The sequence below is a fragment of the Bariatricus sp. HCP28S3_D3 genome (assembly GCF_052065755.1).
In the GTDB taxonomy this organism is placed as follows: domain Bacteria; phylum Bacillota; class Clostridia; order Lachnospirales; family Lachnospiraceae; genus Allocoprococcus.
Window position 1 is genome coordinate 41,624 of the sequence record NZ_JBQHTK010000020.1, and the last position, 16,396, is coordinate 58,019.

Annotated in this window: 17 protein-coding genes; 9 read left to right on the forward strand and 8 right to left on the reverse strand. The window is 40.0% G+C overall.

Features of this window, described 5'->3' with window-relative positions:
- Nucleotides 1-2: 2 nt before the first annotated feature.
- The 8 genes from ACTNB3_RS12180 to ACTNB3_RS12215 all read right to left on the reverse strand — a co-directional run bounded on the left by ACTNB3_RS12180 (nt 3) and on the right by ACTNB3_RS12215 (nt 6,327).
- Nucleotides 3-1,778 (reverse strand): VirD4-like conjugal transfer protein, CD1115 family, encoded by a 1,776-nt coding sequence (locus ACTNB3_RS12180; RefSeq protein WP_441025954.1) that lies wholly within the window; start codon nt 1,776-1,778, stop codon nt 3-5.
- A 2-nt stretch (nt 1,779-1,780) separates the two neighbouring features.
- Nucleotides 1,781-2,293 (reverse strand): PcfB family protein, encoded by a 513-nt coding sequence (locus tag ACTNB3_RS12185; protein WP_441025956.1) that lies wholly within the window; start codon nt 2,291-2,293, stop codon nt 1,781-1,783.
- 73 nt (nt 2,294-2,366) lie between these two features.
- Nucleotides 2,367-3,452 (reverse strand): DUF6017 domain-containing protein, encoded by a 1,086-nt coding sequence (locus tag ACTNB3_RS12190; protein ID WP_441025958.1) that lies wholly within the window; start codon nt 3,450-3,452, stop codon nt 2,367-2,369.
- Nucleotides 3,453-3,539: 87 nt separating this feature from the next.
- Complete coding sequence (locus ACTNB3_RS12195) at nt 3,540-3,818, reverse strand: DUF6809 family protein (RefSeq protein WP_441025960.1); 279 nt, start codon at nt 3,816-3,818, stop codon at nt 3,540-3,542.
- Nucleotides 3,802-4,104, reverse strand: a complete 303-nt coding sequence (locus ACTNB3_RS12200) for a DUF6809 family protein (RefSeq protein ID WP_441025962.1) — start codon at nt 4,102-4,104, stop codon at nt 3,802-3,804. The genes ACTNB3_RS12195 and ACTNB3_RS12200 overlap by 17 nt, the downstream gene beginning before the upstream one ends.
- Before the next feature lie 20 nt (nt 4,105-4,124).
- Nucleotides 4,125-5,123 (reverse strand): ParB N-terminal domain-containing protein, encoded by a 999-nt coding sequence (locus ACTNB3_RS12205; RefSeq protein WP_441025964.1) that lies wholly within the window; start codon nt 5,121-5,123, stop codon nt 4,125-4,127.
- Complete coding sequence (locus tag ACTNB3_RS12210) at nt 5,120-5,983, reverse strand: ParA family protein (protein ID WP_441025966.1); 864 nt, start codon at nt 5,981-5,983, stop codon at nt 5,120-5,122. Before ACTNB3_RS12210 ends, ACTNB3_RS12205 begins: the two co-directional genes overlap by 4 nt.
- A gap of 17 nt (nt 5,984-6,000) precedes the next feature.
- A complete protein-coding gene (locus tag ACTNB3_RS12215; protein ID WP_441025968.1) occupies nt 6,001-6,327 on the reverse strand; it encodes a DUF6050 family protein in 327 nt (108 codons plus the stop codon).
- A gap of 224 nt (nt 6,328-6,551) precedes the next feature.
- Here ACTNB3_RS12215 and ACTNB3_RS12220 point away from each other — a divergent pair, with 224 nt between their 5' ends.
- The 9 genes from ACTNB3_RS12220 (at nt 6,552) to ACTNB3_RS12260 (ending at nt 16,010) form a co-directional block, all read left to right on the forward strand.
- Nucleotides 6,552-6,917, forward strand: a complete 366-nt coding sequence (locus ACTNB3_RS12220; RefSeq protein ID WP_441025970.1) for a hypothetical protein — start codon at nt 6,552-6,554, stop codon at nt 6,915-6,917.
- Nucleotides 6,918-6,938: 21 nt separating this feature from the next.
- Nucleotides 6,939-7,895 carry a glycosyltransferase family A protein gene (locus ACTNB3_RS12225; protein ID WP_441025972.1) on the forward strand — a complete coding sequence of 319 codons (957 nt, stop codon included), beginning with the start codon at nt 6,939-6,941 and terminating at the stop codon, nt 7,893-7,895.
- A 156-nt stretch (nt 7,896-8,051) separates the two neighbouring features.
- Nucleotides 8,052-8,945: a glycosyltransferase gene (locus tag ACTNB3_RS12230; RefSeq protein WP_441025974.1), complete on the forward strand. Its 894-nt coding sequence runs from the start codon at nt 8,052-8,054 to the stop codon at nt 8,943-8,945.
- Nucleotides 8,946-8,948: 3 nt separating this feature from the next.
- On the forward strand, nt 8,949-9,629 hold the full coding sequence (locus tag ACTNB3_RS12235; RefSeq protein WP_441025976.1) for an acyltransferase: 681 nt from the start codon (nt 8,949-8,951) through the stop codon (nt 9,627-9,629).
- A gap of 20 nt (nt 9,630-9,649) precedes the next feature.
- Nucleotides 9,650-10,213, forward strand: a complete 564-nt coding sequence (locus tag ACTNB3_RS12240; RefSeq protein WP_441025978.1) for an acyltransferase — start codon at nt 9,650-9,652, stop codon at nt 10,211-10,213.
- A 16-nt stretch (nt 10,214-10,229) separates the two neighbouring features.
- On the forward strand, nt 10,230-11,741 hold the full coding sequence (locus ACTNB3_RS12245) for a lipopolysaccharide biosynthesis protein (RefSeq protein WP_441025980.1): 1,512 nt from the start codon (nt 10,230-10,232) through the stop codon (nt 11,739-11,741).
- Nucleotides 11,742-12,015: 274 nt separating this feature from the next.
- Nucleotides 12,016-13,263: a nucleotidyltransferase domain-containing protein gene (locus tag ACTNB3_RS12250; RefSeq protein ID WP_441025982.1), complete on the forward strand. Its 1,248-nt coding sequence runs from the start codon at nt 12,016-12,018 to the stop codon at nt 13,261-13,263.
- A gap of 64 nt (nt 13,264-13,327) precedes the next feature.
- Nucleotides 13,328-13,615, forward strand: a complete 288-nt coding sequence (locus tag ACTNB3_RS12255) for a PqqD family protein (protein ID WP_441025984.1) — start codon at nt 13,328-13,330, stop codon at nt 13,613-13,615.
- Nucleotides 13,602-16,010 carry a LuxR C-terminal-related transcriptional regulator gene (locus tag ACTNB3_RS12260; RefSeq protein ID WP_441025986.1) on the forward strand — a complete coding sequence of 803 codons (2,409 nt, stop codon included), beginning with the start codon at nt 13,602-13,604 and terminating at the stop codon, nt 16,008-16,010. The genes ACTNB3_RS12255 and ACTNB3_RS12260 overlap by 14 nt, the downstream gene beginning before the upstream one ends.
- The last annotated feature ends 386 nt before the right edge of the window (nt 16,011-16,396 follow it).

Below are 16,396 nucleotides of genomic sequence, written 5' to 3' on the forward strand. Positions count from 1 at the left end.
TATTAATCACACTTGGTTACCGTTTCAGGTATTGTATAAGTATCAAATGGTTCGGAAGGTTTTAGCACTAACTTGTGTTTTAAGTATTCTTCAATGTGAAATTCATTGGAGGAGTCAAAATCTGAGAGTTCCTTGTAACGGGGATGTTTGGTAATATCAAATTTGTCAGAAAAGAAGGGACGGACACCACGAACCTGTAATATACATTTGCCGCCATCCATGACGGCAAGTTCATCCTGACTCATTAGTTCATGACCTGTTTTTTGATAATTCATTCCATAACTTCGGGAGGTGCCGCGAGTATCGCTGGTGTTGTATAGATCAATTGTTTCTTTGCCGAGTATTGCGCTCATTTCCTTTAAGGTGCTGGTTTCCTTACCACCTAAAAACAATGTTGTATCACAGTTTCCGATGATGGTGTCGGCGGCGTCTTTATAGATGGTTTTCAGCTGACTCTGGCTTTGGAGCACAATAGAAGCGGAAATTTCCCGGCTTCGTATGGTCGCAATCAATTTATCAAACTTGGGTATCTGTCCAATGTTTGCAAATTCATCCAGCAGGCATCTGACATGAACTGGGAGATGTCCATGAAACTGGTCATCTGCCAGATCGCAGAGAAGATTGAACAGCTGCGTATACAGGATGCTGACAACAAAGTTAAAAGTATCATCTGTATCTGAGATAATAACGAACAGCGCAGTTTTTTCCCGCCCCAGCTGTTCCAGATTCATTTCATCGTAGGACATTAATTCCCGCAGTTCTTTTATGTCGAATGGTGCTAATCTGGCACCGCAGCTAATTAAGATGGATTTCGCAGTTTTTCCGGCAGCCAATTTATATTTTTTGTATTGTCTGACTGCAAAATGATCTGCATCTTTTTCTTCCAGTTCTTCAAAAAGCAAATCTACAGCATTCTTGAAATTCTCATCATCTTCACGTGCTTCAGATGCATTAATGAATTCCAGCAGAGTGCTGAAATTCTGTTCTTCTTCAGGAGCTTCATACCAGATGTAGCCGATCAGAGCGCAGTAGTAGAGTCTTTCAGCTTTGACCCAAAAGTCTTCATTCGACTTTTCGCCCTCGCCTTTGGTGTTGGCAATGATGGTATTTACAAGCTTCAGAATGTCACGTTCAGAGCGGATGTAGGCGAACGGGTTATAATGCATGCTTTTGGAAAAGTTGATGGTATTCAATGACTTTACAATATATCCTCCGTCTACAAGCATCTGGCCGCATTCCAGAATCAGAGTACCCTTGGGGTCTGTCACTACATAGCTGCTGTGCATTTGCATGAGGGATGGTTTAATAAAAAAGCGGGTCTTGCCGGAGCCAGACCCACCGATTACGATGATATTTTTGTTGCGTGCATATTTGGGAATTTTAGGGCGGCTGTTTATGGTCAGCCGTTCAGTCTGTGTTAAGGGGATATTCTGGTAAAAATCTGGATCGATAAACGGTTCAATATCTTTCCGTGTTCCCCATCGGGCAGAGCCGTATTCCGCCCCTGGACGATACTTTTTTGCATTTTTGCTCCGGACGTAAATAATGAGCCGTATACAAAGAGAAAAGCATATTCCGAACAGCAGATCCATGTAATATAAGCTGGGGAGTATGCTTTGAAATGCGTACTTGAGGTTGGATACGGCAAAAATCAGTTTATACAAAGGCTGTTCGCCCGGGGAAATCCGATAAAGCCAAGCAATTTTGTTGCCGAAGTAGGCGAACAGCAAATAGGGCAATGCCTGGATGCAGAGCCGTTTTAAGTTTATTTGTCTCAAAATCATCGGCTCCTTTCGTGATGCTTGTTGCGCTCTTTCTGCTGGCTGAGTGTGTTTTTGACAACTTCCAGAGCCTTGACGAGTTTTGCACGGACAGAAGGACGGGACTGATTCCTGCTGAAGCTGTTCGTGTACTCTGTGAAGGCGGCTGTCATGGAATCCACATCTTTTGCCTTGAAAAAAACGTAATAGGTGGGCGGTGAGGTACTCTTATCTTTTTTGAGAGCATAATCCACACAATATTTCCGGGCATAGCGGTCAAAAGAACCAATATTTTTATTGGTGATCTGGATATTGGTCAGATCTTTGCCCTGGGATTTTAACTGTTTCAGTGTCTGTTTGCCTTCCTGATTCTGGGAAGCAGCTTGCCTGCTGGATTTTTTTGCGTTGTTTTTTGTACCTTGTTTTTTTATCTCGGCAAGGAAATATTTCAGGCTGTTTTTGAGAATATCTCCGCTGATCCTGCCACCTTTGATGATGATGGAAATGGTTTTCTGGTTTACTTCTTCCTGCATAATGGTTCCCTCCAATCTTTTTTCTGCAGGAACCGGAAAGCTGTCTGTATGGCCTGCCGGTTAATCATTTTTGTTACGGTTTCGCGAATTGAGGATTATCACTCAATACCCAATTCTGGTAATAGGGGTCAATCGTGGTGACCGAGTTGAACAGTGCTGTGAGCAGATAGGCTTTCATGTTGTTTACTTTGACGGTATTTTTACTCATACAGGTCAGCACATAATCGATGTGTGAACTGTGAAGTTTTAAAAGGCGGGATTCCACGACTTCATGCGGAAAATCCTGACCAGCAATGCGTATGTAAGCTTCTTTTGAGCAAACGACCTCTACAATGAGTTCCACCATACCCTCAAGAGTAGCTCTGTCAAACTGGTGACGCAGGCAGAGACTGTCAAATTCGATATTGTCCTTCACGATTTCACGGTATTGTTCAAATTCGTCAGCTGCCTGTTTGGCACCAAGCTGTTCTAAGAATTTTTTCTGTGAAGCGTCCATCGCATCTATCGAATCCGGAACAGGTGCAACAGCGCCTCTTTGATTGATAGATGGATAGTTGTGTTTGTCAGTTTTTAATTTTTCTGTCTTTTTTCTCTTAGTATTTAATAATGCATCGGGCTTTTCCGTACACGGAGTTACCGTGTGCGAGTTTACCGTGTGCGGGCTTTCCGTATACGGGTTTTCCGCGTACGGGTTTTCCGCATACGGGTTTTCCGTATCCGGCTTTTCTGTATGCGGTATTTCTATATACGCTTGACCGGAAAAAGAAGAATTCCCGTCTTTAGCAACAGGTGTTGGATCATTCATGGCTGAAGTATTGGGAGCGGAAGAAAAATCAGAGTCTTCTTCTGCAAAATCCAATGCGTTTTGCTGGGGTGTCTCATAGATGATATACTCAATCTCCTGAAATTTGCCGTTGATATTTGCCTGATGGCGGCGTACATAACCGCACTTATCCAGTTCACGTATTCCGCTGGAAATGCTGTCAACCCCTTCTTTACAGATAGAAGACAATCCACGAACTGTATAATGCCAGCCATCCGGCAGAGAAAGCATCAGGGATAATAAACCTTTAGCTTTCAGCGAAAGATTCTTGTCACGCAGGTGATAATTGGACATGACTGTAAATCCTTTGGTCTTTGAAATGCGTATAACCGCCATAATTAATCCTCCTCTATAAAAACAGGAGCCGTCGAAATGCTGTCCATTTCTGTGGCTCCCAGATAGTCTGGCTCCGAAAAGCCCTGTTTAGTTTTCACGTCCTTCATTGTTGTCGTAGATTTCTGACATCAGCATTGCTCCCATCCGAAATCCTTCTACAAAGAAATATCCCTGCTCAATAGAATTGAGATAGTTTCTTCGGGATATGAGGTTGTCCAGTTCAGAGCGCTGCTCGTCAGTCAGTTTTTCCATGTAATTGTGGATGGCCTGTGAATAGGAAGCCTGTTGGGAGGCATATTCCTGATTCCGCCACAATCGGAATCTATCGTTTGCAGAATCGTATAACTGCTCAAGAATTCTTGTCATTTGGATATCCCGTCCCTTCATCTGTCATTACTTCAATGATCAGCCGAGCACCAATGCGGAATCCTTCGGAGAACATATTGAGGTGTTCCATTGTGATTTTATCGGTATAATCCTCCATCAGATGGAAGAAGTCCTCTTTTTGCCTGTCATTTAAGGTTTTTACAAAAGAGTTTTCCTCGTTCATGACTGCTTGGATTGCTTTTGCAAATGGTTCCTTTCTTCTAGGGTTGAAAAACTCCATGACGTTTATCTGACCATAATATAAATCTTCAATCAGTTTGTGCATACTAAATCTCACCTTCTGTATTATTTGTTGCCATTGCCTGGTATTTTCGAGTTGGAAAAGTATTGTTCCAGTGCACTGGAAATGATCTCTTCAATTTTTTCCTGGGGCGTATTGGCAAAATATTTTTGGTAAAAACGTTTGGATACTTTCATGTTCTGGTATTGTTTGCGTTTGGATTTTTCTCTATCCAGAGCCAGCATGAAAGTACGGATCCCATCCTCAGTTAAGCCTCCCTGTTTACTTTTTTGGTGAAGCATGGAAGCAGAAGTCTTATCCAGCTTTACCTTATAGGCTGAAAGAAAATTCAGGAGCCATTGCTGTTCGTCTTCTGAGAGATAGGCGATTTCTACGGATACCACAAGGGGAAGTTTTCCAGAATCCAACCTTCGCTTGAATTCGGGTAATAAATCATTAATTTTGAGAAGCCTTGCTACCGTCGTACTGGACAAGCTATAGGCCTCTGCAAGCTCTTTTCGGCTGTTTTTGGGTAAACGTTCTACAGGGGGTGATTCATCTTGTTCACAGCCCGACAGAAGCCTTAATTCGTGGTCTATATCATTTCTACGTCCCTGACTGATCATTTCGCTGTAATGAATGGAAATTACAGCCGCCTGCTCAGAGGGAAGCAATTCGGAAAAACTGCGCTGAATCACATTGGTTTCTATCACATAATAGCGGGCTTCACTGTCAGTCAATCCTTCTTTTATAATTGCCGGAATTGTATTTAGACCGGCGAGAGAAGCGGCATTCATTCGATTGTGACCCGCTAGCATTTCATAATAACCATCTGTCAGGGGCTGGACAATTACAGGAACCAGAACCCCTTTGTCGCGTATGCTTTCCACCATATCATCCAGGCGAGTACCAGAGTATAAATGGAATGGATGGTCATGGTAAGGTTTGATCAGTGCAATAGGCAGTTCTACCAGAGAATCCCCTTCGACTGGAACTCCACGGGTGGGAGTGTACAGATCAAGTGCATCGTTGATGATGCTTCTGCGTGGCGCATTTATTTTCATTGCGAATCATCTCCCTTCTTTGCAATGAATACTCGGACTTGTGTGGAGTGGGATGCCGGTGCAGAAGTACTTTGTTCAAGCGATAATTTCTGGTCGAGTTCAACAGCAAAGCGTTTATAAGCACAGGCAGCTTTTGAAGTGGGAGCGTAGTCCAGAACACTCTGAGCATAGTAAACAGATTCTCCGACTTTAACATTCATAGGAATGGAATTTTCGAAAATCGGAACGGTACCACTGTATGCATCCCGGATCTGGCTGCTGATAATCTTACAGAGATTGGTCCGCTGTTCACACATGGTCAGCAGAATACCGGAAATCTGAATCTTCGGATTAAAGCGCAGCCGTACTTTGTGAATCATTTCAAGCAAAGGCTGCAATCCAGCTGTAGAGAGAAACTGTGGATTGACCGGAATAAGGAGCTGATCAGCGGCAATCAGCGCGTTGACGCTTAAATTATCCAGCTTTGGTCCGGTGTCCACAATGATGTAATCATAGTCATTACGGAGCGTGTTAAGAATGTTGGACAGGAATCGCTCACAGCCAATCTCATGACGCAGCATTTCAGATATGGCGGATAATCTGCTACTGGAAGGAATCAGATCAATCCCGCTGCAATGCAGAACGAAGTCCTCCTTTGTTGGAGTAGGCAAGTCCTGTGCCTGCATATCCATCAGATGAGCGATATTTACTGACGGAGTTCTTGGTTCTATTCCGAAGCAAATGGTCAAGGATGCCTGTGCATCGAAGTCTACAGCAAGTATTTTCTTTCCCATCTGGCTCAGGGCAGTAGACAGGTTGTGTACGGTAACGGTTTTGGCGCAGCCGCCTTTTTGGGCGCAGCATACAATCACTTGTGCCATGGGGTAATCTCCTTTCTTTAGTCTCTCCTAAAAACAGTCTTTACGATTGCTGCAATCATGTACAACATGCCGCTGGCAATGCGAAAAGCAAAGACAAAAATGCCAATCATACCGCCAATGAGAATATTGATGACGATGATGCCCGCCGCATTTGCAATACTGCATTTAGATGGAACGAGCCAGATAAACATTTTCTGTATGCCAAATGGAATCCCAATCAATATCCACATGAGAACGTAATCACAGCTACCATCGGTTGCCAGATACAAAGGCTGGCAGAAGAACGCTGTCAAAAGGGCAATGATGATTGGGACTGCCAGACGTTTGAAAAATTCTTTTGCCATAATTCCCCTGCCGGGTGGCAGGATGCCTCCTTTCTTTTGAAAAGAGCGGGCTGGAGTCAATCAAGCCAATAATTCAATAATTGTGGGTTAATGAAAAAAGATTGGAGGCCACACCTGTTATGCGGGATTCCAATCATTTAGTGATAGCATGATTTATATAATCATGTTATAATACAAAAGGACAAACCAGCCCGCAACCCGCATAAAACGGTGGGTTTCTTGATTTGTCCCTATTATATCGTAAGCGTATTCCAGAAAAATTAAATGCAAGTTATGGCTTGGTTTGGGATGGAGACAGTGTCATAGATGGAGCAGGACCACTTGGGGAATATACGCTAATTAATAATCCACATAAATTGTCTCTTTATCTTGCGGCTGGCATGCCTGTAATTGTTTGGAAAGATGCTGCAGTTGCAGAGTTGATCACCAAATATAATGTAGGTATTGTGGTAGAACGTATTGATAATTTAGGTGCTATTTTTGAGAATATCACAGACAAAATGTATATAGATATGAAGCACAATGTACTTGAGATTAGAGAGAAAATAGTATGTGGTTATTTTCTAAAACATATATTAAAACAACTCTAAGATTGTAAGGAGAAGTGGAAAATGGAGTCTCTTGTTAGCATTGTAACGCCCTGCTATAATGGTGAATTTTTTGTGGGAAGATTCATGGAATCCGTTTTAAATCAAACATATTCAAATTTGGAATTGATTTTAATAAATGATGGATCAACTGATCAGACAGAAGAGGTTGTTCATACTTACCAAAAAAGGTTAGAACAACGAGGGATTCGTTTCGTTTATCAATGCCAGAAAAATGCAGGTCAAGCAGCAGCATTGAATAAAGGTCTTAAGCTATTTAAGGGAGAGTATTTAACCTGGCTGGATTCAGATGATGAAATCATGCCGGAATTTATTGAAAAAAAAGTAAAATTTTTGCAGAGAAATCCGGAATATGTTTATTGCTATGGAAAAGCAATTGTAGTTAATGAAGATGCTCCAGAAAAAATAGTAGACATTTATGAAAAACGGAAACGGACAGGAAGATATGCCTATTTTGAAGATATATTGTTCAGCAAAAATGTTTTTTTCTCCGGTTATATGGTAAAAACTTCTGCATTTGATGCAGTAATACCTAACCGTGAAATTTATTGTGGACGAGGGGGACAGAATGCTCAAATACTGCTTCCATTAAGCTGGTATTATGGAAATCCGGGATATGTTGAAGATTCTGTTTATAAATACTATATTAGGAGAGATAGCCATTCTCATAGCCAAAACACAAGTGAGAAAATTATTCGGCAGTTGCATAATTATGAACAAATTCTGATTTTTACATTACAACAGATTCCAGAACGTGAAGTGAGAAAATATATTTGTATTGTCAGGAAACATTTTGCAAGGCTACGGTTTGGAAATGCGGTAGATACTAAAAATTCGGAATTGATAAAAAAATATTTTTATGAACTAATCCAAGTTCGGGAACTTAAAGTTCATGATTTTGCATTGTATGTAAAATATTCGAATAAGGTTGTTCGTAAATTGTTCCATGTTGAGGGTTAATATATTCGGTGAAAGTTTTTATTGCCATTTCCGAAAGTCCACAGTATTTGAATGAATTAGGTCACGACATTAAAATGAAAGGGATGTATGATGATTAATTTCATAATTATCATATAGATAAAAATGTACACAATTATCTATGACTTGTATTTTTCCTTGAAAAGAAAACAAAAAAAACAGAGAGAAGAAGGGAAAACAACATCAAAAATTATTCAGAAAATAATTGATAGAATAGAATGGTTTTATAATGTACCGGTACGAAATTGGTATGTAAAACATCCGTCAAAGAAATGGTGCCTGAATAAAAAGCCTCGAGAAGAGAAAATTATAGTTTCTTTAACATCTTATCCAAAGAGAATTGGCACAATTTGGTTTACAATTGAAACAATATTTAGACAAACAGTGAAGCCCGATCAGGTGATTTTATGGCTTGCCAAGACCCAATTTGAAGATATGGATTCATTACCGGACAAATTGTTGCATATGCGTAAAAAAGGACTGACAATTAGGTTTTGCGATGATTTAAGAAGTCATAAAAAATATTATTATGTAATGCAGGAATATCCAAAGGATATTATTGTTTTAATGGATGATGATATGATATATCCCAAAGATACTATAGAAAGATTGTTACAAATGCATAAGAAACATCCAAAAGATATTTGTACAATGACTGCTCAGGTTATAAGGCCATCTTTTAAAGATAAACCTTCTTTATGGACTAATCCAAAGTTGCAAGAAAAATTTGAGCATTCTGACAAAATACAGATTTTTACGGGAAGTGGCTCTCTTTATCCGCCAGGAACATTGGACAAATCTGTTTTTGATTTAAATTTGATAAAGAGCTTATGTCCGTCTGCAGATGATTTATGGTTAACTTTTATGGCGTATAGAAAGGGAACAAAAATTACTTCTAGGTATCCTTGGCGTGCATTTCCAATTACAATATATGGAACCTCTGAGGGGAGCCTTTGGTATTTGAATTGTGAAAAAGGGGCGAACGATGTACAGTGGGATTTAATGTTGAAATACTTTTATGAGGAGAAATGAATAATGGTTGACAAAATAGTAAAATATATACATTTTTTGAAATCCATTGATATTTTTCAGTTTTTCTATTTGAATTACTTTTGTAAATCGGTTATCCGAATCGATGAAAGTAAAATAATACCATATAAAAATGCTGTGATTGATATCGCTTCTAGCTCAAAAATATATTTGGGAGAAGGCGATATCGAGATTGGCTGTGATTTGCTGAGAAGATCGAAGTCAGAAACAAAAGTGCGAATGAGAGAACAAGCTATATGGATTTCTACTGGGGGGTGCAAGATTTCATATGGATCAACATTGGAAATATTACAAAATGCAGTTTTGGATTGTAAATATTTTACGATGAATAGTAATAGTACATTGATTGCAGCAAAAAGAATTACGTTAGGACAAGATGTTATGATTGGAAGGAATGTGATCATTTATGATAGTGATTATCACCAAATAGTAAATGAAAATGGTAAAATAGTTAATCCATCACAACCAGTAACCATAGATAATCATGTATGGCTTGCGACAAATGTTATGGTATTGAAGGGAGTAACAATTGGAGCTGGTAGTATTATCGGTGCTAATGTGATTGTAAATAGGAGTATTAGCGAAAATATGATATTAAATGTAGAGTATAAATTAAGGCAACGTGAAAATACTGGTAGATGGGATAGAAAAAAACCATCTTTATAAGAATTATGAAGGAAATCAAGATGAGCAAAGTAAAAGAAATTTTAAGATTTATTTTGTACTGTTTGGGAATAAAGAGAGTTCCTGCTTTGAGTCAAATTGAACAGTGGAAAGCAAGAGGTGTCAAAATAGGTAAAAATTTTGATGCATATGATAGTGTCATTGATTATTGTTTTGGACCGCTTGTTTCTATAGGTGATAATGTAACTATTTCTGGAACAACAATATTGGCACATGATGGTAGCACGAAAAAAATAATGGGTTACAGTAAAGTGGCTCCCGTTAAAATTGGAAATGATGTTTTTGTTGGATATGGTTCTATTATTCTTCCCAGAGTTACAATTGGAAATAAAGTTATTGTGGGTGCAGGTACTGTATGTTCAAAGGATATACCTGATAATTCGGTTGTAGTTGGGGGAAGGACCGGATATCGTATCTTATGTACTTATGATGAATATGTTGAGCGGCAAAGGAGAAGGATGGAAATACTTCCAATTTCTAATGTTTGTTTTAAAGATAAAACAGAAAGGGATTGGGATGATTGGATGAAACAGCTTGAGAAAAATAGAAGTGGGTTTGATTTGTAAATTGGAGTAATAAATTATGTCCAGACAGAAAAACAGTATTAATAATTTGTTATGGGGAATTTTGGGAAACTTGGTTACATCAGTTGTTGCGATTGTGATTCCTAGGCTGTTTATTGTTAATTATGGCTCTGAAGTTAATGGTTTATTGTCGTCAATACGACAGATTTATGTTTACTTAGCCCTGCTTGAGGTTGGGGTAGGGGATGCATCTGTTGTAGCTTTATATGGTCCGATTGGACGCCGTAATTATAATGAAGCCAATCAAATTTTGGCTGCTACAGATAAATATTACAAGAAAATAGGTGTAATTTATGCGGTGTGTGTGGCTGCATTGGGCTTTATTTATCCTTTATTGTTAAAAACTACAATTCCGTATCTTACTTGTTGTCTTGTTATTATTCTACAAGGGTCTGGTAATGTAATAAGTTATTTGGTTCAGGGAAAGTATAATATGCTCCTTAGGGTGGATAATAGAAATTATGTCACTACAAATCTTTCTACTGCGACCACCGTTCTTACAGATATAATTAGGATTATTTTATTATTAAACGGAAAAAGTATTATAGAAGTCCAGGCAACATATTTAGTATTTAATTTAATAAAAATGATTTATATCAGTTGGTATATCAAAAAAAATTACAAATGGTTGGATTTGAGTGTAGAACCGAATTATGAGGCAATATCTCAGAGAGGCGCTGTCTTTATGCACCAAATTTCATCATTGGTGTTTAATCATACAGATGTATTGATTTTAACATTTGTATGTGGATTAAAAACGGTTAGTATTTATTCCTTATATGCCACAATATATGGAATGGTAAACAATATCATTTCAATCGCTTCAAATAGTGTTCAATCAGCATTGGGACAAATATTTAATTCGGATCGAAAGAAATATATGGAAATAAATGAAGCTTTTGAAACATATTATTTAGCTTTGGTGTTTTCGTTATTTGCGATTGCATCTATATTTATTATTCCATTCATGAAACTATATACATCTGGCGCTGATGTTAATTATATTGATTGGAAAATTCCTGTATTATTTGGCATATATCAGTTACTAAATTATGGACGGGTATCTTCAAATTTTATTATAGGATTTGCAGGAGAGTTTAAGTCTACTCAGTGGCGTGCGTGGTTAGAAACAATTATAAATTTAACTGCTTCATTTATATGCGTGTTTAAGTTTGGAATTTATGGTGTCTTATTTGGGACAATTACTGCCTTGATATATCGTGCGAATGATATTATTCTTTTTGCTAATCATCATATTTTAGAAAGAAGTGCATGGCCTACATATCGTAGATGGATAACAAATATCATTATATTTATAGTTACTGTTTGCGGATTTTCCAAAGTACCAATGGACTGTGATTCGTACTTATCATTAATATTGAACGCAATTTGGGTTAGTATTTTGGTTGTTATTATTTTTTTTAGTATTGATAGTCTTGTTGAAAGAAGTGCGAGACATATTGCGTGGAAATATATGAAAAGTAGTATTCAAATTTTTCTAAATCATTAAGAATAGCTACTGTATTATTTTGTCGTGTGGCAAAAGTTCTGATTTCTGCCTTTGTAGAATTGGCCTTTTGTATGTATATTTGGGAAAACGTGAGATGGATTTCAAGTCGGTTACAGGGTTTACATATTCTTTCGATACACGTTCCAAGGTGGCTTTACCAGTAGTCTTGAGAAATGTAGAATTGGCATCAAAATTAAATAATATACCAGAAATCATCACATCAGCTACCCATCCCAAAGTAATTGGCAGGATAAAATACCAGAAGAGGAGACCTATGGACGCAAAGAAAGATTTATTTTTACCGGCCCTAAAAGCTGCATTAAAAAATGAAAAAGTTACATGGAGTGACGCCCTATCCCCCCAGGATTGGTCATCCCTATTCCGCATCGCCTCCGTACACCATGTCCTCCCCATGATCTACGAAGCCGTATACGATTGTCCCGCCGCCCGGAACGCAGATCCGCAGATTTTCGCGCGCGCAAAACAACAGACAATCCATTCAGTCATGTTACAAACCATAAAAACCAACGAATTCCTGAACCTATTCCACCACCTGCGTCAATCCGGCATCCATGCATTGGTCGTAAAAGGAATCGTATGCCGCAATCTATATCCAAACCCGGATTACCGGATGTCCAGTGACGAAGACATTCTGATCCCTGAAGACCAGTTTGAGCTCTGTCACCAGGCCATGCTGGATTACGGCATGCAGCCCGCGGACCAGGCGCAGGATATTCATACAGAACACGAAGTCCCCTATGGGAAGCCGGGAAGTCCACTTTACATCGAATTACATAAGTGTCTCTTCCCCCCGGAGTCCGATGCGTATGGAAATTTGAACCGCTTTTTCAAAAATGTTCAGGATAGAGCAGTCAAGTTATCCATTGATGGAGAAGAGGTTGTCACCATGGGACATACAGATCATTTATTCTATCTGATCTGCCATGCGTTTAAGCATTTCCTGCATAGTGGCTTTGGAATCCGGCAGGTCTGCGATATTGTCCTCTTTGCCAATCATTATGGAAAAGAGATTGACTGGATTCGGATCTTGTGGCAATGCCGGGAGATCCATGCCGATTTATTTACGGCAGCGCTGTTCCGGATTGGTCAGAAGTATTTGACGTTTGACCCGGTATTGGCAGGTTTCCCGAAGGAGTGGCAGGAGATTCGGGTGGACGAGCAGCCTTTGCTGGAGGATCTGCTGGATGCCGGTATTTATGGAGATGGTACGATGAGCAGGAAGCATAGCAGCAGCATTACCTTGAATGCGGTTTCGGCGCAAAAACAGGGGAAGAATGCGGAACATTCTGTTATTAAGACGCTGTTCCCACCGGTGAAAAGTATGGAAAGACGATATCCCTATCTGAAGAAGTATCCGATGCTGCTGCCGGCTGCGTGGATCAGCCGGATATTAAAATATCGTAAGGAAATAAGCAAAAGCCAGAACAATGATGTGGCTCAGGCTGTTGCCATCGGGAACAGGCGTGTGGCGCTGCTGAAACAGTATAAGATTCTTGATTAGTGATAATTGCTGCAGTTTTACAGAGGATTATGGATGAGTTTTGATTTACGGAGGGAGAAGCAATATGAAGTTGGAGAAAGAATTTGTTTTACGGGAAATTGCGGGTGACTATGTTATTATTCCGGTCGGGAAGACGGTGATAGAGTTTAATGGACTTATTACGGTAAATGAAGTAGGGGTATCCATTTGGAACATGCTTCAGAATGAGGTTACATTTGACCAGATCGTTCAGGGCATATTAAATGAGTATGAAGTAGAAGAAAGTGTCGCCAGAGAAGATATTCGGGAGTTTTTAGATAAATTGATTGATGGAGGAATTCTTACAGAGGATAAGGAAAATGGAGAAGAGTAGCCCATATGTAACGCTTACGGAAGAACAATTATACATAGATAAGACGGCGATACTTGAGAGGGGAATGGAAGAATTCCCTTCTATTTATATAGAAGGAGCAGCGGCATCGGGGAAGACAACTGCTGTCAGACTTTTGCTGAGGAAAAATCCAGATATGGAAGCATATATTCTGGAAATGAAAGAAGAAGCAGAAGCCATCAAAAAGCTTGATGAAATGGTAAAGAGCCGGAAAGAATGGAATAGGCCAGGCTGGATCATTTTTGAAGATATGCATTCGGCGCTTAGCGAGGTTACGATAAAGAAGATAGCAGACTGCATTTGGAACCTTCCGGCAGGATGGCATGCGATTCTGATCGGGCGGGAGCGGCCGCATGAGGGATTTCTGAATCTGATATGGAAAAGAAAGATGCAGATCATTTCACAGGAGCATCTGCGTTTTACGGAAAAAGACATTCGCAGCCTGACGAATCATTTTCAGAGTGATCTTGATCCCGGGGAAATCTATGAACAGACCGGGGGATGGGCCGGATGTGTGGATATGATGCTTCGATTATCGCAAGCGGATCCACCCGCTGCCAGAAGAAATGCCCGGGAGATAAAAGCATCGTATGAGATAACGGCGTATATTAAGAAATACATTTTGGATACGCTCTTGGCAGAAGAAAATGAAATCATGCGCCGGGCTGTGATTTGTCCATGGATAAATGAAACAATGTGCAGGGAGATTTGGCAGCTTCCGTGGGCGTCAGATAGTCTGCAGGATTTATGCCGCAAAGGGCTTTTGGAATATGACAAAAAGAAAGAACGATGGAAAATAGCCCCCATGTTTCGGGATATGCATATTTCGGAGACGAATCCGATTTTCTGGAAACACCTTGGAAACTGGTATCATCAGAGTGGAAATGTAGAAGAGGCGTTGTTTTGCCTGAAAAAGTCTCAAGATGAGGAAGCCTACCGCGCGTGTATGCTTCAGAATTATGCAAAAATTCCATTTTTGGGAATCCCTTATTCAGAAGTCATGGGATGGAAAGGATCCGACCCCAGACTGTGCTATCTGAGAGGCGTTTATTGTTACACAAGACAAAAAATAGACAGCATAAATCTGGAAATACAGAATCTGAACATATCTGAGAAAGATGAACATGAGAAAAGGGAAATTTACTTAAATTTGACCTTTCTGAAACCGGATCTTGATCTGGACTTCTGGCTTGGGCTGCTGGAGCAATATAGCCGGGAGAAAGAACATTTCCATTTATATAATATCCTGGGAAATTCCCATACATATCTCTGCGGAGTGCGGGACCTGTCCAGACTTTTTGCCTGTACAAAGCGTGAAGAGAACCGGAAGGCAAAGATATGGAAGGAGCATTTGGGGAAAGAAGAGTGGAAATGTTATCAACTGGCGCGGATCGACTATTATCTTGAGACGGAACGCAAAGACACCATTCCTATGGAAGACTGGGAATTGCTTTTCGCACAGGAAGATGCAGAGAATTCCAGAAGGAGCCCGTGGCAGCAGCGCCTGGCAAAGCTGTATCTTCTATATAAATTGCAGCGTCTGGCACCGAAAGAAGACCACAAAGAACAGATTTCCAGCCTGGAAAATTCTTTGATGAAGGAAGAAAATCAGGTTTGCCTAAAAAATACAGAAGCAGTCAGCAGTTTGTTTGCGCCCGTTAGAAATGAACAGGAACGCCTTACAAGATGGCTGCTCAAGTCCGATAAAAACATGGGAATCTCTGTAAAAGAAGATAATTACGATCAGCTGTTTTGCCAGGTAAAAGGATATTTGCACTTGAACCAGTATAAACGTTCCGAAAAAATACTTCGCCATTTAATTCCGTATCTCCAGTTTTACCGGCGCAATAAATATCTGGCGGAATTATTATTTCAACAGGCTGTTATTTTCTGGGATGAAGGCCTGCACGGTCAGGCACTTCGCAAAACGATTGAATCCTTTATGGTTTCCGGTGAAGCCCGCTATGTTGGATTGTACACAGTGTATGAAAAAAGGGGCGAAGAAGTACTGGAGGCATACATTGACTGGCTGAGCAAGAACTCCCCGGGCGGCTGGCACAGGAAGAAAAAATACAATTACGGAAATGTACTTCGCATGCCCAAAGAAGACTACATGGAAGTCGTACTCCGGTGCGCCAGACGAGAAGCGAGAATCAGTCGTTCTGCGGAAGAAGCGACAGAAGAACATTTGACGATGATGGAAACCATTATACTCCAAGATATTAACCGCGGCCTTACCAACGCGGAAATCTGCGAAGAACTGAACCTGAAGCTCCCGACGGTAAAGAGCCATATTTATAATCTGTATAAGAAGCTGGGGGTTAACAGCAGAGTTCAGGCGATACTGAAGGGGAAAGAACAGGGGATATTGGATTAGAGGGGATTGAACCTGGTTAGTTTAAACTACTATAGGCTGAAAAAAACTATCGGAGATGTTGGGAAGCATTTCCGGTAGTTTTATATATTTAGAGGCTGTGCAAAGAGGAAACTCTGTGCTATACTAATCACACATCAAAATCTCAGACGGAGTCCGATCCGGACAGATAGAATCTATTCGTCTGAACAACCGTTATCCAAAGCGGTTCAAAATTCAAAGGCAGTTTCGCCGGATATTTCAACTTTGATGAACAAAAGAACAGAATACGGAGGTAGTAGTGTGAAAGAAAGTAGAGGAAGACCATAAATTGGCGCACTTGAATAAGCTGTCTAAGGCAGGCAACTTTTTAAAGTGTTATAGAGTTAGAAAATTAAATCAAGAAGCTA

Excerpts from the sequence above, each read along its gene's own strand:
- ACTNB3_RS12185 (WP_441025956.1), bottom strand. The coding sequence starts at position 2,293 with ATGCAGGAAGAAGTAAACCAGAAAACCATTTCCATCATCATCAAAGGT.
- ACTNB3_RS12190 (WP_441025958.1), bottom strand. The coding sequence starts at position 3,452 with ATGGCGGTTATACGCATTTCAAAGACCAAAGGATTTACAGTCATGTCC.
- ACTNB3_RS12195 (WP_441025960.1), bottom strand. The coding sequence starts at position 3,818 with ATGACAAGAATTCTTGAGCAGTTATACGATTCTGCAAACGATAGATTC.
- ACTNB3_RS12200 (WP_441025962.1), bottom strand. The coding sequence starts at position 4,104 with ATGCACAAACTGATTGAAGATTTATATTATGGTCAGATAAACGTCATG.
- ACTNB3_RS12205 (WP_441025964.1), bottom strand. The coding sequence starts at position 5,123 with ATGAAAATAAATGCGCCACGCAGAAGCATCATCAACGATGCACTTGAT.
- ACTNB3_RS12210 (WP_441025966.1), bottom strand. The coding sequence starts at position 5,983 with ATGGCACAAGTGATTGTATGCTGCGCCCAAAAAGGCGGCTGCGCCAAA.
- ACTNB3_RS12215 (WP_441025968.1), bottom strand. The coding sequence starts at position 6,327 with ATGGCAAAAGAATTTTTCAAACGTCTGGCAGTCCCAATCATCATTGCC.
- ACTNB3_RS12225 (WP_441025972.1), top strand. The coding sequence starts at position 6,939 with ATGGAGTCTCTTGTTAGCATTGTAACGCCCTGCTATAATGGTGAATTT.
- ACTNB3_RS12235 (WP_441025976.1), top strand. The coding sequence starts at position 8,949 with ATGGTTGACAAAATAGTAAAATATATACATTTTTTGAAATCCATTGAT.
- ACTNB3_RS12240 (WP_441025978.1), top strand. The coding sequence starts at position 9,650 with ATGAGCAAAGTAAAAGAAATTTTAAGATTTATTTTGTACTGTTTGGGA.
- ACTNB3_RS12245 (WP_441025980.1), top strand. The coding sequence starts at position 10,230 with ATGTCCAGACAGAAAAACAGTATTAATAATTTGTTATGGGGAATTTTG.
- ACTNB3_RS12250 (WP_441025982.1), top strand. The coding sequence starts at position 12,016 with ATGGACGCAAAGAAAGATTTATTTTTACCGGCCCTAAAAGCTGCATTA.
- ACTNB3_RS12255 (WP_441025984.1), top strand. The coding sequence starts at position 13,328 with ATGAAGTTGGAGAAAGAATTTGTTTTACGGGAAATTGCGGGTGACTAT.
- ACTNB3_RS12260 (WP_441025986.1), top strand. The coding sequence starts at position 13,602 with ATGGAGAAGAGTAGCCCATATGTAACGCTTACGGAAGAACAATTATAC.